Annotated in this window: 17 protein-coding genes; 9 read left to right on the top strand and 8 right to left on the bottom strand. The window is 52.2% G+C overall.

Translation table 11 applies throughout. The features are described from left to right. Positions 1 to 272: 272 nt before the first annotated feature. The 4 genes from Abin_RS09605 to Abin_RS09590 are packed head-to-tail and all read left to right on the top strand — an operon-like array spanning position 273 to position 3,783. Positions 273 to 1,442, top strand: coding sequence for an MlaE family ABC transporter permease (locus tag Abin_RS09605; protein WP_048846286.1), 1,170 nt, complete (start codon positions 273 to 275; stop codon positions 1,440 to 1,442). Between the two features lie 2 nt (positions 1,443 to 1,444). Then, the gene (locus Abin_RS09600) at positions 1,445 to 2,227 is read left to right on the top strand and encodes an ABC transporter ATP-binding protein (RefSeq protein WP_048846284.1); all 783 of its coding nucleotides are present in this window, start codon (positions 1,445 to 1,447) and stop codon (positions 2,225 to 2,227) included. A gap of 6 nt (positions 2,228 to 2,233) precedes the next feature. Next, positions 2,234 to 3,190 carry an MlaD family protein gene (locus tag Abin_RS09595; RefSeq protein ID WP_048846282.1) on the top strand — a complete coding sequence of 319 codons (957 nt, stop codon included), beginning with the start codon at positions 2,234 to 2,236 and terminating at the stop codon, positions 3,188 to 3,190. Continuing rightward, positions 3,187 to 3,783, top strand: coding sequence for a PqiC family protein (locus Abin_RS09590; protein ID WP_048846280.1), 597 nt, complete (start codon positions 3,187 to 3,189; stop codon positions 3,781 to 3,783). The genes Abin_RS09595 and Abin_RS09590 overlap by 4 nt, the downstream gene beginning before the upstream one ends. 51 nt (positions 3,784 to 3,834) lie before the next feature. Here Abin_RS09590 and Abin_RS09585 read toward each other — a convergent pair whose 3' ends face one another. The 6 genes from Abin_RS09585 to Abin_RS09560 all read right to left on the bottom strand — a co-directional run bounded on the left by Abin_RS09585 (position 3,835) and on the right by Abin_RS09560 (position 15,441). Next, positions 3,835 to 5,319 (bottom strand): glycosyltransferase family 4 protein, encoded by a 1,485-nt coding sequence (locus tag Abin_RS09585; RefSeq protein WP_084593571.1) that lies wholly within the window; start codon positions 5,317 to 5,319, stop codon positions 3,835 to 3,837. 73 nt (positions 5,320 to 5,392) lie between these two features. Beyond that, complete coding sequence (locus Abin_RS09580) at positions 5,393 to 6,664, bottom strand: hypothetical protein (protein WP_048846278.1); 1,272 nt, start codon at positions 6,662 to 6,664, stop codon at positions 5,393 to 5,395. An 83-nt stretch (positions 6,665 to 6,747) separates the two neighbouring features. Next, positions 6,748 to 9,822 (bottom strand): glycosyltransferase, encoded by a 3,075-nt coding sequence (locus tag Abin_RS09575; protein ID WP_084593570.1) that lies wholly within the window; start codon positions 9,820 to 9,822, stop codon positions 6,748 to 6,750. Positions 9,823 to 9,885: 63 nt separating this feature from the next. Then, entirely contained in the window at positions 9,886 to 11,679 is a 1,794-nt protein-coding gene (locus Abin_RS09570; RefSeq protein ID WP_048846275.1) for an SEL1-like repeat protein, read from the bottom strand. A gap of 48 nt (positions 11,680 to 11,727) precedes the next feature. Continuing rightward, positions 11,728 to 13,176: an HlyD family type I secretion periplasmic adaptor subunit gene (locus Abin_RS09565; protein ID WP_048846273.1), complete on the bottom strand. Its 1,449-nt coding sequence runs from the start codon at positions 13,174 to 13,176 to the stop codon at positions 11,728 to 11,730. A gap of 3 nt (positions 13,177 to 13,179) precedes the next feature. Then, a complete protein-coding gene (locus Abin_RS09560; protein ID WP_084593569.1) occupies positions 13,180 to 15,441 on the bottom strand; it encodes a peptidase domain-containing ABC transporter in 2,262 nt (753 codons plus the stop codon). A 651-nt stretch (positions 15,442 to 16,092) separates the two neighbouring features. On the opposite strand from Abin_RS09560, the gene metH reads away from it, so the two are divergent. Together metH and Abin_RS09550 are read left to right on the top strand one after the other, a co-directional pair. Beyond that, positions 16,093 to 19,599 (top strand): methionine synthase, encoded by a 3,507-nt coding sequence (metH, locus tag Abin_RS09555; RefSeq protein ID WP_048846392.1) that lies wholly within the window; start codon positions 16,093 to 16,095, stop codon positions 19,597 to 19,599. Between the two features lie 71 nt (positions 19,600 to 19,670). Continuing rightward, positions 19,671 to 21,368: a Na/Pi cotransporter family protein gene (locus Abin_RS09550; RefSeq protein WP_048846268.1), complete on the top strand. Its 1,698-nt coding sequence runs from the start codon at positions 19,671 to 19,673 to the stop codon at positions 21,366 to 21,368. Between the two features lie 4 nt (positions 21,369 to 21,372). Here the strand turns inward: Abin_RS09550 and Abin_RS09545 are convergent, their stop codons facing one another. After that, complete coding sequence (locus Abin_RS09545; protein ID WP_158319907.1) at positions 21,373 to 21,528, bottom strand: hypothetical protein; 156 nt, start codon at positions 21,526 to 21,528, stop codon at positions 21,373 to 21,375. A 33-nt stretch (positions 21,529 to 21,561) separates the two neighbouring features. Between Abin_RS09545 and Abin_RS09540 the strand changes: the two genes are divergently transcribed. From Abin_RS09540 to purF, 3 genes are all read left to right on the top strand, one after another. Beyond that, positions 21,562 to 21,996: a hypothetical protein gene (locus tag Abin_RS09540; protein WP_052948202.1), complete on the top strand. Its 435-nt coding sequence runs from the start codon at positions 21,562 to 21,564 to the stop codon at positions 21,994 to 21,996. Between the two features lie 74 nt (positions 21,997 to 22,070). Next, positions 22,071 to 22,595, top strand: coding sequence for a CvpA family protein (locus Abin_RS09535; RefSeq protein WP_048846264.1), 525 nt, complete (start codon positions 22,071 to 22,073; stop codon positions 22,593 to 22,595). A 47-nt stretch (positions 22,596 to 22,642) separates the two neighbouring features. Continuing rightward, positions 22,643 to 24,124, top strand: coding sequence for an amidophosphoribosyltransferase (gene purF, locus Abin_RS09530; RefSeq protein ID WP_048846262.1), 1,482 nt, complete (start codon positions 22,643 to 22,645; stop codon positions 24,122 to 24,124). Between the two features lie 116 nt (positions 24,125 to 24,240). Here purF and Abin_RS09525 read toward each other — a convergent pair whose 3' ends face one another. Further along, positions 24,241 to 24,945 (bottom strand): PqiC family protein, encoded by a 705-nt coding sequence (locus tag Abin_RS09525; RefSeq protein WP_048846260.1) that lies wholly within the window; start codon positions 24,943 to 24,945, stop codon positions 24,241 to 24,243. Between the last annotated feature and the right edge of the window lie 3 nt (positions 24,946 to 24,948).

Below are 24,948 nucleotides of genomic sequence, written 5' to 3'. Positions count from 1 at the left end.
TCCGGCCTTGCGGCTCAGAACAGGCACCATCTCATTTTTTTTTGCATCACCCCGGCTCAAAGACCGGAAAACTGGGCTGCATCTAGCCGACCACAGCGGTTGCCGCAATGCTGCGCAGGGAAGCCTTGCAGCCATCCAGCCAGAACAGCGCTGCTGCGCCATTGTCGCAAAGCGCAGGTTTTCTGCGTTCCGCAGCTTATTATACACATGAGAGTTTTTTACCGCACGGGACTGGTCAGGGCGTACCACCTGCCCTAATGTCGCCACATCTTATGACAGATCATGCAGCCATACCCTCCCCCCAGACAAGCCAGACAGCGGCGCAGAAGCCCGAATGGTCGGTTGATCTGACCGCAGGCGCACCGTGTCTGCATGCGTCTGGTGTATGGACCGTGCAAAATGGCGGGATGCTCACGTTTCCACCTGATGGGCTTTCAAAAGCGCACTCAGGAGCGACGCTGAACATTGACACTGACCAGCTAGAACGCTGGGATTCCGCATTCATTACCTTTCTATGGGATGTCAAACAGGCGGCGGGAAAAGCTGGTGTCATTTTTGAACCCGATCATCTGCCAGAGGCAGCCCAGCGCCTGCTGGCGTTGCTTCCAGACAAACCTGCTGGAAATTCCAATGCCAAAAAGCCGCCCGCCCCGTTTCTGGAGCGTGTCGGAGACCGCACCCTCAATGCCCTGACAGAAACAGGCACCGTCACAGAACTGGCGCTTGAAACCACAAAAGGGGCAGCGCAGACCGTTACCGGCAAAGGCGGTATGCGGCTGAAAGATCTGGCTAGCGATATCTGGAATGCTGGCCCCTCTGCCCTGTTGATTGTCGGGATTGTCAATTTTCTGGTAGGGGCCATTCTGGCCTTTGTGGGGCTGGTGGAACTACGCCGGTTTGCTGCTGAAATTTACGTTGCCAATCTGGTTGGTATTGCCTGTGCGCGTGAAATTTCCGCCATCATGACCGCCATTATCATGGCGGGGCGCACGGGTGGCGCATATGCCGCCCGTATTTCAACCATGCTGGGTAACGAGGAAATTGACGCCCTTCAGGTCTTTGGCATCCCGGTTTCCAGCTACATTCTTCTGCCATCCATCCTGTCGCTCGCGCTCATGATGCCGCTTCTTTATATCTATGGTACATTGATTGCGATTTTTGGCGGCTTTGTCGTGGCTATGGGCATGATGAGTGTTTCTGCCATTGGCTACTGGACCACGACGTTTGACGGCGTTGCCCTGCATGAATTTGTGTTCGGCTTTATCAAATCGTTCTTTTTCGCCAGCTTTATTGCGCTGGCAGCGTGCCGTGTGGGCCTGAAAGCAGGGCGTAGCGCAGCCGATGTCGGCATTGCCGCCACACGCGCTGTCGTGATTGGCATTGTCGGTATTATCGCAATGGATGCGATGTTTGCCGTTATCGCAAACGCGCTGGATTTCTGATCATGACCACGTCTGACACCCTGATTTCCGTGCGTGATCTGACCATTGCGTTTGGGCCCAAGGTCATTCAGCAAAATGTCTCGTTTGATTTGAAACGGGGCTCAATCTTTGCCGTCATGGGTGGCTCTGGCTGCGGGAAAAGCACGCTGCTGAAAAGCATGGTCGGGCTTCTACGCCCCACATCCGGCCAGATTCTGGTTGGGGACGAAGATTACTGGGCACAGGACGAAAAGCGCCGCACTGAACTGAACCACCGGTTCGGGGTGCTGTTTCAGAGCGCCGCGTTGTGGAGTTCCATGACCGTGGGCGAAAATGTTGCGCTTCCCATGGAAATGTTCACGTCTCTAACGCCAGATGTCATTCGCAGGCTGGTTGAACTCAAACTGGGGTTTGTCGGTATGGAGCAGGCAATTGATCTGCTCCCATCCGAAATTTCCGGCGGCATGCGCAAACGGGCAGGATTGGCCCGCGCCATAGCGCTTGACCCTGACATTCTGTTTTTTGACGAACCCTCCGCCGGGCTGGACCCGATTACCTCTGCCCGTCTGGATGATCTGATTTTGACATTGCGTGATGGGCTGGGGGCAACAATTGTCATTGTCAGCCACGAACTGCCCAGCCTGTTCAAAATTGCGGATGACGGCATTTTTCTGGATGCCAAAACCCACACCCCCATTGCCCGTGGCGCCCCACGGGACCTGCGCGACCACAGCGCCATACCGGATGTTGTCGCTTTCATGAACCGTATGGCAGAAATCTCTCCTGCCACAGATGCAAAGGGCTGAAGCGCCATGGCTGAAAGCACAAGCCGGAAAACCCTGATTGGTGCGTTTGTGGTGGGCGGTGGCGCATTGGCTCTGGCCATTATCATGCTGTTTGGCCACATGCGTTTCTTCGCCTCATCCCGCGAGGCTGTGGTCGTGTTCCAGAACGCCATTACGGGCCTGACCGTGGGCGCACCGGTTAATTTCCGGGGGGTAAAAGTCGGGTCTGTCAAAAGCATTACACTGAGGTTCGACCCCAAGGACCATAAGGCCTACATTCCTGTTGTGCTGACCCTGGAACCCGACCAGATTCATGTTGTGCATGATGTGCCCGGCGGCACCAAAGTGCAGATGCCAGACATGATTGCCAACGGCCTACGGGCAGAATTGAATCTGCAAAGCTTTGTGACCGGTCAATCCAACATTGAGCTGGATTTTGATAAATCCAGCCCTGTTGTCCTACACCCCCGCATTACGGACATGGTTGAAATCCCTGCCCGTCTTTCCACAATGGAAAAGCTGAAAGACACGTTGGGCCAGTTACCTGTAAAGGATATGGCGCACCATGCGGATGAAACGCTTCGTTCCATCCAGTCCCTCAGCGACAAGCTGAATACTGACCTGCCGCCACTGGTTGCCAGCATGAAAGTCACCACTGACCGGTCGCAGGATACGGTTCTGGCAGCTACGCAGGCGATCCGTGATCTTCAGAACAAGCTGGATATCACGCTTTCAAAAATGGACACACTGCTTCAGACAGGCACGCAGCAGTTAAGTGGCCGCGGGGCCGACATTCACGCAACCATGGTCTCGGCCACCAAAGCGCTGGATAGCCTGCAAAGCGTTATCTCTCCCCGGTCTGTTGACCGTGCCAACCTTGATGCTGCCTTGCGGGATATTGCGTCCGCTGCGGCTTCTCTTCGCGGTTTTGCCAGTGATGTTGAACGCAACCCGCAACTTCTGCTGATGGGACGCCGTCCATGATTTTTTCCGCGCGTAAATCTGTTTTTGCTCTGCTGGCCGGGTGCTGCCTGTTATCCGGCTGTGCTTCGCCACCACTGCGGCTTTACACTTTGGGCATGCCGTCTGATCAGACAGCCAGACAGCCGCACCTGTCTTCCCGCGCCACGACAATTCAGATCAGCCGCGTTGTTATTCCCGACTACCTTGATTCGCAGGATATGATTTTGCGGAACAAGGAAGAAATTGTCCGCAGCCCGAAATCCCGCTGGGCAACGCGCCTTTCACTCGGCATGACCGATCTGATTACCAACGAAATCGCAACATCACACCCGCACGAATTGATTACCGATCAACCGTTGGTCGATGTCGCAACACTCCGGGTGCAGATCAACGTCTCCCGCTTTGATGTCGATGCGGATGGGCAGGCCGTCATGGACGCCAACTGGGCTGTTCTGCCGCAAGACCCCAACCAGCCCCTGATCCGAGATCGTGCACACCTGACGGCCACCGGCCCTGTATCCACAGACGCAGAAATTGCCGCCTTAATGCGTAATCTGGTCATCATGCTGGCAGACCGGGTGAACACGACTATCCCTGCACCATCACACCCTTAATCGTACCCTTGACCACGAAGAACTTTATTGGCGTGACGGTGGGAAGCCGTGTCAGGCTTTCCCGCGCTGACGGCGTGTGGAAACAGCCTTGGTGTTTGAACCTTTAGTCGCCGAATTAAGGCTTTTTGATATAGCCCGACTGGTTTTTGGCGCTGATTTAGCAGAGTGATGCTTTTCAGGCGCAGCCAGCTTTACCGCTTTAACAACGACCTTCTTTTTCGTCTGAACTGCTTTTGCGGCCCTCGGCTTGTCCTGCCGTAATACGCGGGGACGATCAGGCTTTTGTTCGGCTACAGTAGCCTCTGACCCTGCGTGTTTCTGCAACACGCGGTCAATCAGTGCTTCATATTCTTTCAAATAGGTCTCAAGGCACAAGGAGCGTTCTGCTTCTGCACGCGCCGCCTTACCAAGTTTTTTCGCCAAAGGCTTGTTCGTCAAAAGCTCCAGAACGGCCTCGGCAATGCGGTCTGGTTGGGTAAAGGGCACAAGCAAGCCAGTTTCCCCATCTTTGATGAATTCTTCAACCGGTGCCGTCTGGCTACCCACAATCGGGCATCCAATGGCCATGGCTTCACGCAAGGACCAAGACGCCACAAACGGATACGTCAGATAAACGTGAGCGTTTGATCTTTGCAGAAGTGCCAGAAAACTTTCGTACTGCACTTTGCCTACAAAATGCACGCGTGACAGATCAAGCTGGCCTTCAAGCTCTTTCAGCATAATTTCACGCCAGCAACCCGACGGCAACCTGGCACCATAGCTGACCCCGTCACCGCCAATCAGCACAACATGCGCATCTGGCTGTTCTGCAAGAATGCGCGGTAACGCCCTCATGAAAACATGAAAGCCCCGGTAGGGCTCAAGATCACGCGACACATACGTAATCAGCTTGTCTTTGGGTGTAATACGCACATCACCCAAAACAAGTTCATGTTTAGCTGCTTTAGCGTCTGGCCGGCAGGCAACCAGATCAACCCCTTCTGGCAGAACGGTAATATTGTCCTGTGCCCATGCAGGATACGTGCTTTTTTGAAACTGCGTGGGGGTCTGCCCATAACCCGGATTAGTCAACGCCAGCAGATTAACGGTGTTTTTGGCCCGCACCAGCGGAATAACCTGCGGAGCCATCGGAAATTCGGGGTCAAAATTCACATCGAAACCGGGCTCGGTGTGATAATAAAATTCAAAATATCCAATCACCGGCACGCCCGGGTAAACATCCTGAATATTCAGCAGTTCACCCCAGCCGTGATGGCCCAGAATAACATCCGGAACAAACCCAAGGTTTTTCAGCGTTTCGGCTGCTTTGGCTACGGCTTCAGCCCGCATCAACCCAACATCAAGATCACGCACACCAGCATGAGCCTTATCAGTCACTTCGCGCGGCAAGCGATATCTTACACGGCGCACACCGTTAATAACGTTGGGATTATCTTCACTGATAAAAACGATATCGTGCCCACCCTGTCGAACCAGATGACGCACAATATGAAGATATTGACCGGGAAAATTCTGATGGATGAAAAGATATTTCAAGAGCGTGCCCGCATTCGGTGTTCAACCCGTTAGAAAAACCAAAGCCCGGCTTGAAAAAGCCGGGCCTGTTTTCTTAACGGCGTGAGGTCGGCTTACGGCCCCTTCGGCCAGCCGCTGGCGCCGCAGCAGCGCGCGCTTTTGACGCTGCCAGTTTAGCACGTGCGCTGGGGCGGGCAGCAGGCTGCTCTACTGGAGCAGATTTTTTCTCCGCAGTTGCCTGACGGGGACGGCCCGCTTTCCGCTGTGTCACAGCTTCTTTCTCAACAGGCTTCACACTTGCTTTGGCACGACCCCGGCCTTTCCGTGGGGCAGGCTCTTCAGCCGGAGCGATGTCTTCCTCAATAAAGAGATCAAAATCATCCGGTTCAGCTTCTTCCAGTGCCTCAACTTCTTCTTCAAGAAGAGCGGCGAGGTCGGCTGCTGCTTCCGCGACAGATACGCGAGCCGACTTCCCTTTGCCCCGACCTTTGGAAGATTCAGCATTTTTTGGCACGATTTCAAGCAGGAAGGCTTCCAACGGTGCCAGTGTATCGGCTTCAATCGGTTCACCGCTTTCCACAGGACCAATCTTTGTTCCGTCCGTAAAGGTAGCCGTAACGCGGCAGGCAAATTTCTGGGCAGCCTGCCCTTTCAGACGAATGCACAAGCCCAGAATAGGCAGCGCCATGCCACGGCTACCGCAATACTGACCGCCTTCAACCCAAGGAGACAACCAGCCCTTCCCCAGCACAGCCTGATATTCAATATCAGCCGGGGAAATAATTTCAGCCGGGGAAACACCAAAGCCTTCAATCCAGGCATGGCTGCCAGGCTGGCCCATCCATTCACCCAGACGTACGGCTACATCCCCACGACGCTGAATGTGCGCACCGATTTCTGGCTTTGCATTGCTGGCAGGGGCCGCGTTTGGCTGTGCTGTCTGCGGGGCAGCCGGAGCCTGAACCTGCGGCGCCGCTGCGGCCAGCCCGGCAACGCCCGCCGGAACCGGAGCATCAGCCTGCGCGCTTAACTGCACAACCTGCAGGCGAGGCGCTTCATGCTGGGTGTTCAGTTCCTGATAAATTGTGACCATGATCTGGGCGGGGCCACGACGCACACGGATAAGGGCAGCCCCATTACGCGCACCCAACCAGCCGTCATCATCAAAGGTAGCAATATCCACATTGCCAGGATTTTTTACAGGTGGCTGAGAAATACGAACCCCCGGCAGACCGGCGGCCGTTGGTGGCTGTTCATCCGGCGCATGAAAAACACAGAACAGGCCAGTCTGAAGCGTCATCAGATGTCCTGATACTTTAAGGTCTGAAATCCGCTGTTGAGCAGATGCCTGGCTAGACTGTGACATGAACCCTCTTTCACCGTGAAACTTCGTTAGAAAAACATAAATCAAAAATTGTAAATTGGTAAGTTAAGCAACCCACTAAAAAACTATAATTCTCCGCTCTTTTTGCAGAAAAGAGCCTCCTTTATCAATACAGCATTTAACGCTTTTCCTGAAAGAGCAGGATTAATTAGACGCCCCCTGCCGGTGGCGCGGATACGCTCTGCTGGCGCACCCAAGTCAAACGCAATAACAGACAGCCCAGCCTTCCAGGCAATACCCAATGTAAAGCACCAGGTTTCAGGCCATATGGCGGGAAGAAAAACCGCATCGGCCTGCACTGAAGCGACAAGATTTACGGCATCTTCTTCCCGATACTCACCAGTCACAAATATGCGTTGCGTTTTTATTAAGGTCGCATCGTCTGGTGTGTGACCGACAACAACAAATTCAAGGGGTAAATCCCGAAGTGCGGCATCCAAGGCAGCCAACCGTAAAATATCGTAGCCTTTTTCGGTCCCAATACCGCCAATGACACAAAGCCTTATCCGCTTCTTGCCACCATCGCTTCCCAACGCACCACTGGCAGGAATAAAATTCAGTTGGTTCGACTGTGCGCTGACCTGACCATGCTTGATACGCTTCTTAGCCTCCTGAATGATGGCTTTATCTTGTTCCCAAGGAAAAACTTTACAGACAAGGTCTGGAAAATGGCGCGCCATGCGGGCTGCAGTATCGTGAGACGGCGCATACACGGTCCGGGCTGCCGCAAGCATTTTTTGTGACCGCTCAAGATACGCAGGAACATCAATAGTTTCAGCAATATGCCGACCCGCCAACGCTACGCAAGTCACACAGCCCGCAACATCCGGTTCTCCACAATAAGTGCCATAAGGACCGAGGAGAGAAATGCGTTGGCAGAACCACACGTAATCATGCACGTACACGTCATAAGCACACGTCAAATGGCCCGATAGCGTGTATAAAAAAGCATGATGATCAGCCATGTGGTGAAATTCGACCCATTGTACGGTTTCAGCCAGCAATAGGCGCGTCAACAAAGACCACTCATCCGGGAGAGAAAATACCAAAGACGGCATGGAGCCATCCTTGTCTGCTGCGTCTTGCAAAACGCATCCCGTCTTTGTTGAACGCAGAATAAGAACACGCAATCCGTCACGTTGTAGAACCGCAGCACGCTGCTGCACCACACGCTCAACGCCACCACCATGACTATGAGTAACAAAAACAACCGATTTTACGGTGTCTTTCTTGTTTTTTCTCTCACTCAGAAAGCGCACAAGATCCATGCGACGACGTGCAGAAAAAAGTCCGTCCTCTTTAACCCACTTGTCAATAAACGCGTGATAACCGGGATGAAGTTTCTCTAAAATATCTGAATTTCTCTGCAAAAGCGATGATCTGGCAGCACCAAAAGATGCAGAGCCCACATGGGCAACATAAGCACCCACCGCAGCAACATGCCGCCACCCCAGCGCACGGGCACGCATGCAGAAATCATTTTCCTCGCCATATCCCTGCGCAAAAACATCCTCTCTTAGCAAACCGGTCTGGTTCAGACAGTCGTGACGCACATACATGCAGAACCCGTTCGCTGTTGGCACATCAACAAACTGCCCCGCATTTGCCGCTTGCGCCGCGCCCATATAAACCTGCGCCTCCTCCTCCTCCGTCGGCACATCGTTTGTTTTAACTATTGAAGGATAGGAAAAAATACTTGCATCATTTGAAAAAGGCGTAACTGTACCAATATCTGTTTGAGAGTACGCAATACGCCGCAATTCTTCCAACCATCCCGTCGGAACAATGGTATCGCTGTTAAGAATCACAACATCTGACTGACCAGATGCTTTCAGACCTGTATTAACGGCAGCGGGGAAGCCCCGATTACATGAATGATTTAGAATATGAAAATTTTTATTTTCTGAACAGAAATTTTTAATATCCTGTATTAATTTTTTTTCTTGCGATGCATCATTAACAATAAAAACTTTTACCTTTTTACGTTCTATTGATTTTCTTACACTCTGCAAACATGTCATTGTAAGAGAAGCATTTTTAAAGACAGGAATGATCACTACAAGCGGTTTTTTTTCTTTTGAAACCACCGGCGTCGCTGTGATTTTTTCTGATACTAGAAGAGAAAGAAAAAAATCTTCCTTAGAAAGACAATGTTGTGTGTGTTTTCCAATATCGCTGCATTTATTCAAATCCAATGCTAGCTTTTGTGCTGAGCGCGTCTGCATCTGCACATCAAGCGGGCTACCAAGAAGATCGCGTCCATCCGGCCCAACAACATGGACTGGGCCATCTGGAATTTTGCCCCACGGAACAACAATATTCCGATAACGCGCAAGAGGCCTATCAGAACTTACTGCCGAACTAAACTCGTCCAGTGGAAGGGATAAAAAGCAGGTTTCTTTTTTATGGTCGTAAAAATTAATAACCGGAGCACGATCAGCATCATATGGAAGCCAGCACCATCCGCTCAATCCATTTACACCAACTGACACCAAACCTTCGGATGATACTATTGTTTTAGGCTGTAAAGGGCTGCCGAATAACGCGACACCGTTACTATCTTTAACCTCTATGATTTGCGCTAATTTCCATTTTTCAGGGAGAACGCATCCTTGTTTTGTTTTTTTTATTACAGATCGTTTTCCATCTATCGTAATAGAAATTTTCTCTTCTTTTTCTAGAAAATCTGTTTTTAAGAGACCGTCTCCATCTACTGCACACCAAGAGTGTACACCGTATGTTCGGAAAAAATTTCCAACCAACGACCAGTTTTCAAGCGTGATTGCGTAGCGAGATAAAATTGCGTTCCAAGCCCGCAAGACACCAGACGCATTTTTTTTCGCATGATAAAATGTCGCTAAAAGGATCCATCCTTCGCGAAAATCATATTTCTGTAAAAGCTCTTCAGTAAGGCGTATTGCCCCCTCAAGATCTCCTGCTGTTTGACGTGCCAAAGCCAAAGCAAACATGACGTGAGAGTTACCTCGGGCTTGTCGATTGGCCCTTTCCAGCCAATCCCATGCTTTTGCATATTCGCCTTTATGCCACGCTTCACTTCCAGTTCTGAACGAAATCTGAGCCTGCGCACTGGCAAGCTCCATGCGTTGCGCGACTGTTAAACTCTCATTTTGCCACGTCATTTCATGTATAACAGTTCGCAGTCATTACAGGTTTTTCCCATAATGATTGATCTCTCAAATTGATTACGCTTCTACCGAAGCAGGCGGATAGTGCTCGGCCATATTCAATGCAGAGAGTTCAGCACTCGCCTGAAAAACATTCTGTTCTTCTGCTTTACGGTACCAGAAACGCGCTTTTTCAATATCCCGTTCACCAGCCAATCCATTCGCTAGATAACGTCCCATCATAAGTTGAGCAGCTGGACTGCCTTTTTCAGCGGCTTTCTGGAACCATTGCTGCGCAGCAATACGATCTTCTGCAACATCGTGTCCGCCCCCTAACATGGCTCCTATTGAAAACATTGCTGCCACGTTACCTAATTCTGCAGCTTTTTTGTAAAGCTCTAAGGCCAAGTGATGGTTTTTTGGGCCGCCTTCACCTCGCACCAGCATATCTGCATATGTTATCTGTGCATCCACCATTCCCGCTTCAGATGCTTTCTGAATCCAGGATCTACCCTCCTCCAGATTTTCATCCGTACCACGTCCGGCCACGAGCATCTGACCATACCAGTATTGAGCATTAACAACTTTTTCAGCAGCCCGTTTTAGCCAGACAAGAGCCTGTTCTTCGTTTTTTTCAATACCAACGCCCTGAGCCAGACAAACTCCAAAATTAAATGCCGCGAGAAGATCGCCTTTTTCCGCCAACTCCCGATAAGAAGCCATAACCTGTTCACCAACGTGAGCAGGGTCACCATCTCTCAACACCAGATTGCCTAAATCGGCCGATGCATCCTTATTGCCCTGTTGCGCGGCAAGTTTGAACCAATATTCAGCGGCTTCCGGGTCTTTAGGAACGCCAACACCTGTCTGATACAACATGCCAAGTGTATGACTAGCGGAAGCATGTCCATGATCGGATGCAAAACGATACCAGGAAACAGCTTCAGCATAGTTTGGTGGCAGATCAACGCCATGACCATACAAGTCGCCCAACACGGCAGCCGCCTCTGCATCACCTGATAGAGCAGCACGACGCAGCCAAGTTTCGCCTCGAGCAAGGTTTTTCTTCACCCCAAGCCCGGCCATAAGACCTAAACCATATTTTGCCTGTGCTGCATGGACATTTTTTTCAGCAGCTTGCTCGTAATACTGCATCGCAATGGTTTGATCTTGCGGAAGGCCTAACCCGCGTTCTCGCATAACGCCTATAAGATAAAGGGCCGTACCTAACCCACCTTCCGCCGCTTGATGAAGCTCCTTGGCCGCAGCAGCATAATCATCCTGTGTTCTCGCGATATTGAGTGCCGCGAGCCCCAACCCCAAGTGCCCCTGTACACACCCAGCATCAGCTGCTTTACGGTACCAAACCAATCCCTCTTCAGGATCACGCAAATCATCCGGGCCACTACTAAGCACATAACCATACATGGCCTGCGCATCTGCATAGCCTTTATCGGCAGCAATTTTTGCCCAATACGCAGCCTTTCTATAATCAGGCTCGCGATTATCGGACGGTGGTTTAATTTCATCAAAAACAGAAGACGTACCCGAAGGTTCTTCGACTTCCGGTGGAAGGCCATGCAGATAAAGCGTAGCGAGAATAAAGGCCGCCTTTGTCCAACCCTTTTTCGCTGCACGGCGCATCCAGCGTACGCCTTCTATTAGATTTGGCGGGACACCAGTTCCGTTCAGATAACATTCACCAACAAGAAACTGGGCTTCTACATTATTCTCGCGCGCCAGAGCCGAGAGTTGAGAGAAGCCCTTTGCTGCATCATCCTGATTTTCCAGCAGCCCCTTTGCATGAGTAAGGCGTGCTTCAATTGAGGTTTCATCACGACCCAATAGCCGTTTGACAAAGCCAAAAACCATGATGCACGCCTCCTAAAAACAACTATTCCTTTAACATTTGATCGTAAATTATGGCTCTCTCATGCCATCTGTTGCCAATGGAATAAAGCTATTGAAGAAATACTGCATAATTGTCCGTTTCCCGACCCGAATATCAGCCGTAACCGCCATACCTGGTTGTGGATGGAAAAAATTGGGCACGCCATGCAGCGTATAACGGTCAACGCGCAAGCGTACACGATAGAACGCTTTCCCCGTTGCATCTGGCATAATACCACTATCTTGAGGCGATTCAGGAGTGGGAGCAAATGTGTCGGCACTAATAGTTTTTACAGTCGCGTCCGCCCCGCCATATTGCTGGTAAGGGAATGTTGCGAACTTCACCAAAGCTTTGTCGCCTAATTTGACAAAGCCGGCATCCTGACTGGACATAATCGACTCAACTTCTAGGCCCTTCCCTACTGGCACTAGCGTCATAATCCGTTGACCGGCATTCAAAACAGACCCTACCGATACTTTTGCCAAACTTAAAACAACAGAATCTTCTTCGGCTTTTAAAACTACCATACTACTATGAAGAACAGCTTTCTGATAAGCGCTCTTTGCTTCAGCCAAGTGATGTTGGGCTAGGATCAAATCTTTATAAACTTGCGACTTCCAGTTTTGGACATAACTTTCTTTTTCAAAAACCTGTGCCGCTAATTTATTACGTGTGGATCCTGCCTGCTGTTGTGCGCCAATTTGAGAACGTTCTATTTCCATTAAGGAATTTTGTGCACCCAATGTTGAAAGTTTGCTGCCCACCTGATCTTTCTGCAATTGCATACGCATTTTATGGACATCAGCAGCAACTTTTGCCTGAGCGGCATACATGGCAGCACTTGCCTGATATCCTTGTAAATCGTTCTGTAAGCTTGCTATCTGCTTATCATAATTTTGTAGTTTGGCTTCAAAGTCGCCCTTACGTCGCAAAAAGGCTTCTGCCTGCTCTACAGATGCAGGGTTTTTAGAATCTACTTTATACTCATGTTCTTGAGATTCTGCTGTCAGACGGTCAACCTCTGCCTGATACTGCTCATTCTGCATACGCATATTGTCGATATCTGCATGACTTGCAGTCGGATCCAGATGAGCTAACACATCCCCTTTATGAACAAAATCACCAACATTTACATCAATTGACTTAATAATCGATGTATCAAAAGGCTGCACTTCCAATGATGGCTCAATAGAGACAATTTTTCCCTGAGTAGAAACAACGCGATCTAAAGGAAAAACGGTCATTACAGCTACGGACGAAAGAACCAAAGCTCCGATAACCCAAGTAATGTACTGCGCAGAAGCGGTAGGAGGCAGATTAACGAGAGCAGCAGTCGGGGAATGAAACTCCAATAGAGCCGGCGGCATATCTCCCTGCGCATACGGATCATCTGCCTGGCGCAGAAAATCGACTGACTTCTCGGTATTGTTTTCTGAAGCTGGCGTGTTGTCAGATTTAATAAGGTCATTATTGCTCATGACTCACTCACCTTCTGCAATCAGAGAAGACGCGTCGCCAGAATTTCTATGACGCCCTTCAGTATGACGATTCTGCTGCATCCAAAGCGTACGATAAATATCACACCGCTCAAGCAACACATCATGAGGAGCGATGTCAGCTACAGAACCTCGCTCCATAACGCAAATCTGGTCACAATTAACAAGGGAGGAGAGGCGGTGCGAGACAATCACCATTGTTCTGCCCTGGCCAATACGTTCAAGATTGGCGTTCACCAACGCTTCACTTTCTGGATCGAGAGCAGACGTGGCTTCATCCAATATCATCAATTTAGGATCAGTAATAACCGCTCGCGCAATAGCGAGACGCTGACGCTGGCCACCTGAAATATTGGTGGAGCCTTCTTCAATAAATGTTTCATAACCAGCAGGCATACGTTCAATAAATTCTTCAGCACCCGCCAATCGCGCAGCACGCACGACATCATCAATTGTGTAACCTGGACGACCAGCTGTAATATTTTCCCGGATAGTCCCACGGAACAAAAAGTTATCTTGAAGAACAACACCGAAAGACCGCCGTAGATGAGTCAGGTTTATCTCACGAAGATCAACACCATCCAGCTTTAAATAGCCGGTGTAAGAACGACTAACCCCTTGTAAGAGACGGGTAATAGTCGATTTCCCAGAGCCGCTTCGCCCGACCAGACCCAGCATTGTACCCGCTGGAATCTCGAAATTTACATTTTTCAAAGCAAGTGTTGTTGCCGCTGGATATGTAAAGTTTACACCTTCAAATGAAAGCGCCCCTTTAATCCGTGGTCTCATACCGGTAGTCAAAGCTTTAGTCTCATTAGGCTTATTTAAAACAGAAGCAGCTTCTCCAAGAGAGGTGGTAACTTCTGTGAAATCTTCAAGTAACTTGGCTAGGCCAACCAAAGGACTTGCCACTCGACCACCTAGCATCATGAAAGCAACCAGAGCACCGACACCGACCGATCCCGGACTTGTCAATGCAAGATAAGCACCGACCAAAATAATGCCACGATTAATAAAAAGATCTAATGGCATAACCAAAGTCTGAGGCCAGTTTGTCATCCGCCCCAAAGCCAGCTTCCACCTCACAACTTTAGCTGTCACTTCATCCCACGTCTGCTTGCGGCTGTTTTCAAGGGCAAGAGTCTTAAGAGTACGGATACCAGCAACGGTTTCGTATAAAATAGCCCCTCGGTCACGTTCGGCAAGAACTTGCTTATTCATTATTTTTGAAACTGGCCTCATGAAAATTAAAACTATCAGGCCGATCAAACCAGCTGCTGCCACAGTCATCCAAGCAAGAGTCGAGCTTAAATAAAACAGGAACGGTAGAACAACAACAAGAGTAAATAAATCAAGAAAGGTCGTCATTAGACGACCTGTCAAAAAATCGCGTACCTTATAGATTGCCAACACACGACCGAGAAGGTTACCTGCCTGCTGTCGTTCGAAATATTCAAGCGGCAGCGCAACAAGTCGACTAAAAAGGTGCAATGAAAGGCGAGAATCAATGCGCGTTGTCAAAACCATCGACAACTCACGCCGTCCATAACTCAGCAAAACTTCATAAAACGAGAAGACCACTATAATTCCACTAATCGAAATAAGCGTCGACATTGAGTGATAATTTACCACTTTATCGACTACCTGCATGACAATCAGAGGTGGAAATATTTGCAGGATGCTCAGCGTCATCGACGCGATTGCGATATCCCGCAGAGATTTTTTTTCCCGCAAAACCATTTTGGCAAGCCACGCGAACCCAATTGGCGCATCAGCTTCCGACTCATCCTGACGCCGCTTGATCAGAAGAACGTCACCTGTCCAGATACGACTGAGCCTTAGTTCGTCAACTGGAACCGGGGTTGCTCCCTCTCCCTTCAGGGGATCACGCAGCCACACGACCCCTCGCTCAGGCGAGGCATTGACCATAAGGGCAGCGGAGCCGTCTCTGAACATCAGCACGATCGGGGGCGAATTGGTCATTTTGACCAAGTAACGCCACTTGATCCGCATACCCTTGGCAACAGCGCCCTGCTCTTCCAGCCAACGACATAGGGTCGCAGGTGAAGGACTATCTTCTTCGGGGTCTGCCGCGAAATCCTGAATATCCAGCACAAGACCATGATAGTGCGCCGCGGCCAGAACGGCCTTCAGACGAATCATGGTGGGGCTTATACGGGACGAGGTCTCATGATCTGAATCAGAAGAAGAGCCGGCAACCTCAGGCACATGGTCAGACTGGTTCACGAACAACCCTTTTGAAAAAACCTACTCTCTATGACCCGACACTGCTCGCAAGCCACCCGCCGGATACGTTCTTATGACAGGGAGCGCGATTGACCTCAAAGTCTTTCTTGGCTTCCTGAAGCCTAGAATGTCTTTTTTATTCAACTGTCACAGGAAAAACGGCCAGAAACTGGCTGTAATCCATAAAGTGATGTCACAACTGAATCTGACAGGATCATATCTATTACGGCGTCTTTCTGCGTAGAAGAGCACGCAATTACTGCGTTACGAAAAAAATTACACATCCCTCGCGCCCGTTCTTGAAATAAAGCGATCAAAAATCGACCTAATCCGTCCAGTCCGGAGCAACAGAGACAACCACCGCCGTGCTGGGATTTCGACGTTATTATGCCGCTCCAGTGTTTTATTTCCAGCCATTCCCCGCCACGTTCAGAAGGGCACTCATTATTCACGAAAATTGCCACAGCATCATCACGGACACAGAACTGACTTTCTGCCATTGTGACTATCCGCAGTGGAATGCGGGCATCCGTTTGCCCTTTCCAGAAGGCAGTGGTGGACAGCGGGGCTTCTGTCTGGAATAACGTCCTGCTTTCTGTCTGGCCCCTGTCTGGCAGGGTCTTCCCCCCCTTTTCTTGCTCCATGGATGCCATGTCTTCTCGTCTTCCGCTTCTTGATGCCCTGCATGAACAGGTTCTACTGTGTGATGGTGGAATGGGGTCGCGCATTCAGATGCTTGATCTGGATTTGACACGTGATTACTGGGGGCAAGAGAACTGTACCGAAATCCTGACGCTGTCACGCCCTGAACTGATCCGTGAAATTCACCGTGGCTATTATGAGGCCGGGGCGGACATGGTCGAGACCAATACCTTCGGGGGGTCTCCCATTACATTGGGTGAGTTCGGGCTGACAGACAAGACCCGTGAGATCAATCGCACCTCCGCCATTCTGGCGCGGGAAGCAGCAGACAGCTTTGCGGATGGACGTACCCGCTACGTTATTGGTTCCGTCGGGCCGGGCACCAAGCTGCCGTCGCTTGGCAACATTGATTATGACACGCTTGAAGCAGCCCTTGCCGAACAAGGGCGTGGCCTGATTGAAGGTGGCGTGGATGCCATTCTGATTGAAACCTGTCAGGACACGCTTCAGATCAAGGCGGCGGTTAACGGCATGAAAATTGCCCGCGCTGAAATGGAAACAAAGACGCCCATTTTTGTGCAGGTCACTGTTGAAACCACAGGCACTCTGCTGGTTGGACCAGATATCGCTGCGGCAACCACGGTTGTTCATAGCCTGGATGTTGATTTGATGGGCTTGAACTGCGCCACAGGCCCGCAGGAAATGGCCGAGCATGTCCGCTGGTTGAGTGAGAACTGGCCGCGTCTTATTTCAGTGCAGCCGAATGCCGGTTTACCTGAACTGGTAGACGGTCAGACTCACTACCCGCTAACTCCGGCAGAAATGGCCACTTGGGTTGAGCGTTTCATTGTTGAAGATGGACTGAACCTTATTGGCGGGTGCTGTGGCACATCCACCCCGCATATTGCAGCGCTTGATGCCATGCTCCGCCGCCGTGCAGAAGGCAGTGGCCACCATCGCCCAGCCCCTGTGCGTCGCACGTCTGTCTGGGTGCCGTCCGTTGCCAGCCTGTATAATCAGGTGCCTTTACGGCAGGAAAACGCGTATTTCTCCATTGGTGAGCGTTGCAACGCCAACGGCTCGAAAAAATGGCGCGAACTTCAGGAAGCCCATGACTGGGATGGCTGCGTTGCCCTTGGTCGTGAACAGGCCAAGGAAGGCTCAAACGCGCTGGATGTCTGCACAGCCTTTGTCGGCCGGAATGAACGGGCCGAAATGGATGAGGTGATCAAACGCTTCACGTCATCGGTCAATGCACCGCTGGTTATCGATTCAACGGAAACGCCGGTTATTGAAGCTGCGTTGAAACTACATGGCGGCAAGCCGATTATCAACTCCATCAACTTTGAAGATGGAGAAGGCCCGGCGGCTGATCGTCTGACATTGGCCCGCAAGTTTGGCGCAGCAGTGGTCGCATTGACCATTGACGAAGAAGGCATGGCGCGTCGCCCCGAAGACAAGCTGCGCATTGCCGAACGGCTGATCACGTTTGCCTGCGACACATATGGCTTGCCGCAATCTGACCTGATGATTGACCCGCTGACCTTCACCATTGCCACAGGCGCGGAAGATGACCGCAAACTGGGCGTATGGACGCTGGAAGGCATTAAAATGATCCGGGACAACTTCCCGGATGTGCAGATTGTGCTTGGTCTTTCAAACATTTCCTTCGGGTTGAACCCGGCCGCGCGTGCAGTGCTGAATTCGGTTTATCTGGACCACGCAGTGCGGGCCGGGATGACCGCCGCTATTGTGCATGTATCAAAAATCCGCCCCCTGCATATGATTGCGCCAGAAGAGGTCAAGGTTGCGGAAGACCTGATTTTTGACCGCCGCACCGCAGACTATGACCCGCTGCAAACCCTGCTGGCTATGTTCGCAGACCGTAAAGCGTCTGAAGCCGTGCAGCGTAAACGGGCTGAAACCGCAGAAGACCGTCTGAAAGACCGCATTGTTGATGGTGACCGCAAGGGACTGGAAACAGACCTTGAAGAAGCCATGACGCGCCTTTCCCCGCTCGATATCATCAATACGGTTCTGCTGGACGGTATGAAGGTTGTTGGGGAACTGTTCGGCGCAGGGAAGATGCAGCTACCGTTCGTGTTGCAATCTGCCGAAACCATGAAGGCCGCTGTCGCGTGGCTTGAGCCCCATATGGAACGGGCGGACGGTCAACAACGCGGCACCATTGTCCTCGCAACCGTTAAAGGCGATGTGCATGATATCGGTAAAAATCTGGTTGATATCATCCTGACCAACAACGGCTATAAAGTTGTTAATCTGGGTATCAAGGTCCCTGTGGCCGACATGATTGAAGCCGCTAAACGCGAGAAAGCACATGCAATTGGCATGTCAGGCCTGCTGGTGAAATCAACCGTTATCATGCGGGAAAACCTGGAAGAAATCAGCCGTGGTGGGTTGGATGTTCCCGTGCTGTTGGGTGGCGCAGCGCTGACCCGCAACTATGTGGAAGAAGACTGTGTGGCATCTTACAGCCCCACAGGCCGCGTCGCCTATGCACGCGACGCCTTCGACGGTCTGACCCTGATGGACCAGATCACGCAGAACAAGTTTGACGATTATCTGGCCGCCATCAGCAAGCGCCGTGAAGGCAAGGCGACGCGCAAAAGCGCCCGTACGCCAGAACAGGCTGAAACACGCGGCTATGCGCCTATTAACCCGGCCCTTGCCAAGGCCCGGCGTGAACGCATAACCGCTGACGAACCACGCCTTGTGCCACCTTTCTGGGGTAGCAAGGTTATTGAAGCCCCGACAGACGCCGTCATTCCTTTCCTGAACGAGCGTTCGCTTTATCAGTTTCAGTGGGGGTTCAGAAAACAGGGCCGTTCGCTGGAAGATTTCATGGTGTGGTCAAAGCAGGAACTGCGCCCCATTCTGCGCCGTATGCTTGACCTCGCCGCCAAAGAAAACATTCTGCGCCCACAGGCAGCTTACGGCTACTGGAAAGCCGCTGGTGACGGCAACGACCTGATTCTGTTTGAAGAAGATGGCATCACCGAAGCTGCCCGCTTCACTCTGCCGCGCCAGCCCCGTGAAGACGGAGAGTGTGTGGCTGACTTTGTGCGGGATATCTCCGACCCAGAGCGGGATGTTGTGGCCCTGCAGGTTGTCACGGTTGGGCAGAAAGCGTCTGACATTGCCCGCGACTGGTTTGAAGAAAACCGTTATCAGGATTATCTGTACCTACACGGTCTGTCCGTTGAAGTGGCAGAAGCCATGGCAGAATACACCCATAAGCGTATTCGTGCCGAACTGGGTTTTGCAGCGGAAGATTCCCGTGACATGGATGCTCTGTTGCAGCAGGGGTATCGGGGGTCACGTTATTCCTTCGGTTATCCGGCCTGCCCAAAGCTGGAAGATCAACACCCTATTCTGGGCCTGCTGGGCGCGGAGCGTATCGGTGTTTCCCTGACGGATGGGGACCAGCTTCACCCGGAACAGTCCACGTCTGCGCTTGTCATCATGAACAAGCGCGCCAAATATTTCACAATCTGACCCACGGGCCCGAAGCGTTCTGCGCGTTTCTTCGGGCCATGTGCCCGCTGAAACCCGAAGGACCATAGCCCTTGGAATTGCTGACCCTTGTTGATCTGGCCGGAAGTGTCGCCCTGCTGCTGTGGGGCGTGCATATGGTGCAGACAGGGGTACAGCGGGCCTGCGGCGCAAGGCTGAACAGCCTGCTGGCCCGCATGTTGGGCAATCGGTTTCAGGCCTTCCTGACCGGGCTTGGCATTACTGCTGTTCTGCAGTCCTCCACCGCCACTGGGTTGATGATTACCGGTCTGGCAGCCCGTGGGCAGCTTGACCTTGCTCCTGCGTTGGCCGTCATGCTGGGGGCTAATGTTGGCACGACGCTGATTGTACAACTGCTATCCTTTGATGTGTCCTCCATTGCGCCAGCGTTTGTGCTGACGGGTGTCATGCTGTTCCGGCGCAGTCAGGGGGCATGGCGGGATTCCGGGCGTGTGTTTATCGGGCTTGGGTTGATTCTGCTGTCCCTGCGGCAATTTCTGACACTCCTGACCCCTTATACCCAGAAGCCTGAGTTAACAGCGGTTCTGGCCTCCATGAACTCTCATGATCTGGCGGCCATTCTGCTGGGTGCTGTTCTGACATGGATCAGCCATTCCTCGGTCGCCACAGTCATGTTGGTAACAACATTTGCCACCAGTGGCACCATTCCGCTTGAAACCGCATTGGCGTTGGTGCTGGGCGCAAATATCGGCACCTCCATTAACCCCGTGATGGAAGGCAGCCGCACCGACCCAACGGCACGGCGTATTTCCATGGGGAATCTTCTGGTCCGCTGCGTGGGGGCTCTTCTGCTGGTGCCGGCTTTGCCGTTTATCAGCGCCCTTATGACCCGTCTGGAACCCGATGCAGCCCGACAGGTTGCGGACTTCCATACGCTGTTCAATATCGGGCTGGCGGTTCTGATGATGCCCGCCCTGAGCCATTATGCCCGCCTGATGATCCGGCTTATTCCAACCCCACCAGAAAACAAACAGGCTTCTCCGGGCACGCCGCGTTATCTTGACCGCCTTTTGCTTGATAAAGCGCCCCAACTGGCCATTGGCAGCGCAACCCGCGAAGCTATGCGTTTGTGTGACCTGTTAGGAGCAATGTTGGGCGCCATGCAGGATGGCCTCCGCACCACAGACCCCGCCAAGGCCGGGGCAGCACGACCGCTTGGCAACGCCATGGAGGATCTAGGGGCAGCAATACGCTCGTATCTTGCGGGGCTGGACCCGGACAATGCCAGCCAGCCGGAGATGGAGCGGGCGGAAGACATTCTGGCCTTCTGCACCCAGATGCTGCATGCGGAAGATATTGTTGACCGCAGCCTTGTACCAATGGTGCAAAAAATGGCGCGTCAGAGGATTGTGCTACCGCCTGACCTGTTGCGCCCGGTTCTGAGCATGACGCAACAACTGACGCACAACCTGAACATCTGCGCCACAATTCTGATTGGCCAGCAGAGTGTGGAAAACAACCCACTGTCTGGACAGAAAGACTTTTTCCGCGATGTGGAAATTGAGGCAACTTCTGCCTATTTTGATCGGCTCAAACGGCAGTCTACCGAGATTTCAGGCGTAATGGAGTCTTCCGAAACATCATTACAGGATGAAACAGCAACGTATCAGCTCACCCTGCTGCGGGACTTGAGGCGCGTGAACACACATATTGTAGCAGCAGCATCCTACCCTCTGGGCGCGGGAGAAGACGCCATGTTGCTAGATCCTTCCCCCACACCATCCACCTGATGTGTCAGGCTTTCGAGAGAGTAATCTGGAGAGCCGAGAGCGAATTATCCTGAGGTTGCAGAACAACGTTCATAAGCCCGCCCTGCCCATCATTTTCCGTTTGGAAATAGCTGGCAAATATATAAATTTCACCGTATTCCTGCCGGAACGTCGTATTCACGTTCCATTCCTCAAAAGGACAGTTGATAGGGAGTTGACCGGCAGCGTTTCTCCTGCCCATCATGATGGAATGCTGCATTCTGACCGTTCAAAGGCACTCCCTTCTTCTGTTTCTTCATCCGGAGCCGATTCGGAATCAGGAGCAGGCAATCGGCAGCCAACACCCCCTTATGCCCTGCAGGACATGGTACGGACCTGTAATGAAGCCGGTGTGCATGCAACGGCCTGTACCGCTGCCTTCATTGCAAAAAACAGACAGGATATTCTGACCGAAAGCGCTGCGTTTATGGAAAGTCTGGCAGATATCTGGCATCTGCACGGTCTGGATGATGTTGAAGTCTGGACGGAAATTTTGCGCCGGATTGAAGTTGGAGAATTGTTCCACCGCCTGAATCAACCGCCCCACCGCAAACGGCGGGAAGGACGGATTCCACGGCCGTGGCGTATTTCTACCAGCAAACTGCCCTGATTGTACTGTTTGGCAGTTACCACGGCAGATAACCGACGTGACACCTAACCTCTGTCTGGCGTAACCGTACCCTTATGGCAGCCATCGATCTTATTTCTCTTGTTCTTGTCGGGTTATCGACCCTGCACGGCTTCTGGCGGGGTTTTACCCGTCAGGCACTGGGGCTGGCGGGGTGGATTTTCGCGATTGCTCTGGCATGCCGGTATTATGGAACCGTCATCCCCCTGACGCGCAACTACATCAGCAATCATCTGGCGGCTGATTTTGCTGCGTTCGGGCTGATGCTGATTGCTCTGCTGATTGCCGCTACGCTGCTCACCAGCATTATCACCAGATTGGTGCATATTGCCGCCCTTGGCGGGCTGGACAGAACACTGGGTGCGCTGTTCGGAGTTGTTCGGGGGGTATTTTTACTGGTGCTGCTTTTTATGGCGGCTGAATGGCTTATGCTGCCGGAAGACATGCAGGCCCTTGAAGAGAACGGGAAGCTGACCCCTTATATTCGGCTTGCGACAACTTATATCCAACCTTTCCTGCCTGATTTCGGCACGAAAGGGGTTGCGCCAAAGCGCGCCACAGGTCATGACGCCACCCTATAGTCCCTATGCTGCCCTGTCCGGCTATATTGCGGAGGCCTTGCGCACCCATGCACGCCCACGATGCCACCTGTTTTTCCCCGCCCGCCGGCACCCCCTGCCATGACGATGACCATCCGCATGAAGAATGTGCGGTTTTTGGAATCTGGAATGCCAAGGATGCCGCTGCCCTGACTGCCTTGGGTCTGCACGCCCTGCAACATCGCGGTCAGGAAGCCGCAGGAATTGTGTCTTATGACACCCAGTTCCATTCCCACCGCGGGCTTGGTCTGGTTGGGGATGTCTTTAATGACCCCCGCGTCATGGCCACCCTGAAAGGCGACCGCGCCATTGGGCACAACCGGTACGCAACAACCGGGGCAACGTTGTTGCGCAACGTGCAGCCACTGTTTGCTGAATTTGCATTCGGCGGTCTGGCTGTGGCGCATAACGGCAACCTGACCAATTCAGAAACACTCCGCAAAGAACTCATCCGCCGTGGTTGTCTGTTCCAGTCCACCATGGATACGGAAGTGTTTGTGCATCTGATTGCCACATCCCTGTATGCCACGGTGGAAGACCGGCTGATTGATGCGTTAAAGCGCGTGACAGGGGCCTACTCTCTTGTCGTTCTGCACAAGGACGCCCTGATGGGGGTGCGCGACCCCATGGGTGTGCGCCCACTGGTACTCGGCCGCCTGCCGGGTGAAGAAGGGTCTGACGGCAGCTGGGTTCTGGCATCAGAAACCTGTGGGCTGGATATTATCGGCGCGGAATATGTGCGGGATGTCGAAGCCGGGGAACTGGTCATTATCGACAAAAACGGTATCCGCTCCCTGCGCCCATTTGGAGAGACCAAGCCGCATTTCTGCGTGTTTGAATATATCTACTTTGCCCGCCCCGATTCCGTGCTGGAAGGCCTGCCGGTTTACGGTGTGCGCAAACAGATTGGCCATGAACTGGCCTTGGAAAGCGGCGTGGATGCAGACGTTGTGGTGCCGGTCCCTGATTCAGGGGTGCCTTCTGCCATGGGCTATGCTGAAGCCAGTGGTATTCCGTTTGAACTGGGTATTATCCGCAACCATTATGTTGGCCGCACCTTCATTGAGCCCACGGACCAGATTCGTAATCTGGGCGTAAAAATGAAGCATTCCCCCAACCGGCCTGCGCTGGATGGCAAGCGGGTTATTCTGGTGGATGATTCTATCGTACGCGGCACAACATCGCGCAAGATTGTGGATATGGTCCGGGCGGCTGGGGCAAAGGAAGTGCATATGCGCATCTCCTCTCCTCCGACCAAACATTCCTGCTTCTACGGTATTGATACGCCTGAACGCAGCCACCTGCTGGCTGCAAACCATGATCTGGCCAAAATGGCAGAACTGATTGGCGTTGATAGTCTGGCGTTTATCTCGCTCGATGGTCTGTATCGTGCCATGGGGCATGAAAGCCGCACCGCTTACCGTGAACGCTACTGCGATGCCTGCTTCACCGGTGACTACCCCATTCCGTTGATTGACCATGACCGGGAATTTGGTGAAGGCACAGCCTGAGTTCAGCCTTTTCTAATACGATAATAAAAATGGCGGCCTCTTTCTAAGAAGCCGCCATTTTTTATGTCTTCCACCTAAAAAACAGAAGAAGCTTACCCCGTTAAGCCAACCTTCTGTCAGCGGGATTTACCATAAGATTTCGTATTTTCAGGCACTATTTGATCTGGTTGTGCCTGAATCGTTGGTGGCAACAGACGCAACTGGGCAGCAGCCGTATCGGCAATCTGCCCCAGCAACTGGCTGAGCGCTTCAACCAGGGAAATAGTGCTGGCAGTGCTTGCGCCCTGCACTGAAACCCGTTGAAGAAAAACCTTTGCGCTGCCTGAAGGCGCACCAGCCAATGCCGGCTGAACAGAAAGCGATGCCTCAATTTCAGCCTTGCCGGATGGTCCTTCAGAAAAACGGGTTACGGAAAGTTCTACATACGCGTCTGGCTGGGTGGTGACGGCATCATTTTCAGCAAAAACGGCTGTACCCGGTAAACGCTGGGCCAGGTCCCCAGCCAAAGTGCGGCTGATCTGCCCTGCCAAGGAATCGCCCCATGCCTCGCCGGAGGAAACTGTCAGTTTGTATCCGGTATCTTTGGTGACAATCCGATCACGATCCAGACCTGATGCAATGGTCGGTTGGCGTACCTCGACATAGCGCGGTCCACCCGGAACTGGCTGCCCCGGCACGACGGAAAGCGTATAAAGCGTTGGCCCGGCACCCGAGCAAGCAGTTAACGTCGTGGCCATGACCCCAAGCCCGGCAGCCCCCAGCAACACGCTACGGCGGGTAGAAAGAGCCTGTGCTGGCTGTGCGGAATAATCGTTTTTCATAGC

Origin of the sequence: Acetobacter indonesiensis (assembly GCF_000963945.1) — a bacterium.
In the GTDB taxonomy this organism is placed as follows: Bacteria; Pseudomonadota; Alphaproteobacteria; order Acetobacterales; family Acetobacteraceae; genus Acetobacter; species Acetobacter indonesiensis.
This window is presented reverse-complemented; position numbering and strand designations above follow the sequence as displayed.

Bases quoted from the DNA above. Each gene is read 5' to 3' on its own strand.
- Abin_RS09605 (WP_048846286.1), top strand. From the start codon at position 273: ATGACAGATCATGCAGCCATACCCTCCCCCCAGACAAGCCAGACAGCG.
- Abin_RS09600 (WP_048846284.1), top strand. From the start codon at position 1,445: ATGACCACGTCTGACACCCTGATTTCCGTGCGTGATCTGACCATTGCG.
- Abin_RS09595 (WP_048846282.1), top strand. From the start codon at position 2,234: ATGGCTGAAAGCACAAGCCGGAAAACCCTGATTGGTGCGTTTGTGGTG.
- Abin_RS09590 (WP_048846280.1), top strand. From the start codon at position 3,187: ATGATTTTTTCCGCGCGTAAATCTGTTTTTGCTCTGCTGGCCGGGTGC.
- Abin_RS09580 (WP_048846278.1), bottom strand. From the start codon at position 6,664: ATGTCACAGTCTAGCCAGGCATCTGCTCAACAGCGGATTTCAGACCTT.
- Abin_RS09575 (WP_084593570.1), bottom strand. From the start codon at position 9,822: ATGACGTGGCAAAATGAGAGTTTAACAGTCGCGCAACGCATGGAGCTT.
- Abin_RS09570 (WP_048846275.1), bottom strand. From the start codon at position 11,679: ATGGTTTTTGGCTTTGTCAAACGGCTATTGGGTCGTGATGAAACCTCA.
- Abin_RS09565 (WP_048846273.1), bottom strand. From the start codon at position 13,176: ATGAGCAATAATGACCTTATTAAATCTGACAACACGCCAGCTTCAGAA.
- metH (WP_048846392.1), top strand. From the start codon at position 16,093: ATGTCTTCTCGTCTTCCGCTTCTTGATGCCCTGCATGAACAGGTTCTA.
- Abin_RS09535 (WP_048846264.1), top strand. From the start codon at position 22,071: ATGGCAGCCATCGATCTTATTTCTCTTGTTCTTGTCGGGTTATCGACC.
- purF (WP_048846262.1), top strand. From the start codon at position 22,643: ATGCACGCCCACGATGCCACCTGTTTTTCCCCGCCCGCCGGCACCCCC.
- Abin_RS09525 (WP_048846260.1), bottom strand. From the start codon at position 24,945: ATGAAAAACGATTATTCCGCACAGCCAGCACAGGCTCTTTCTACCCGC.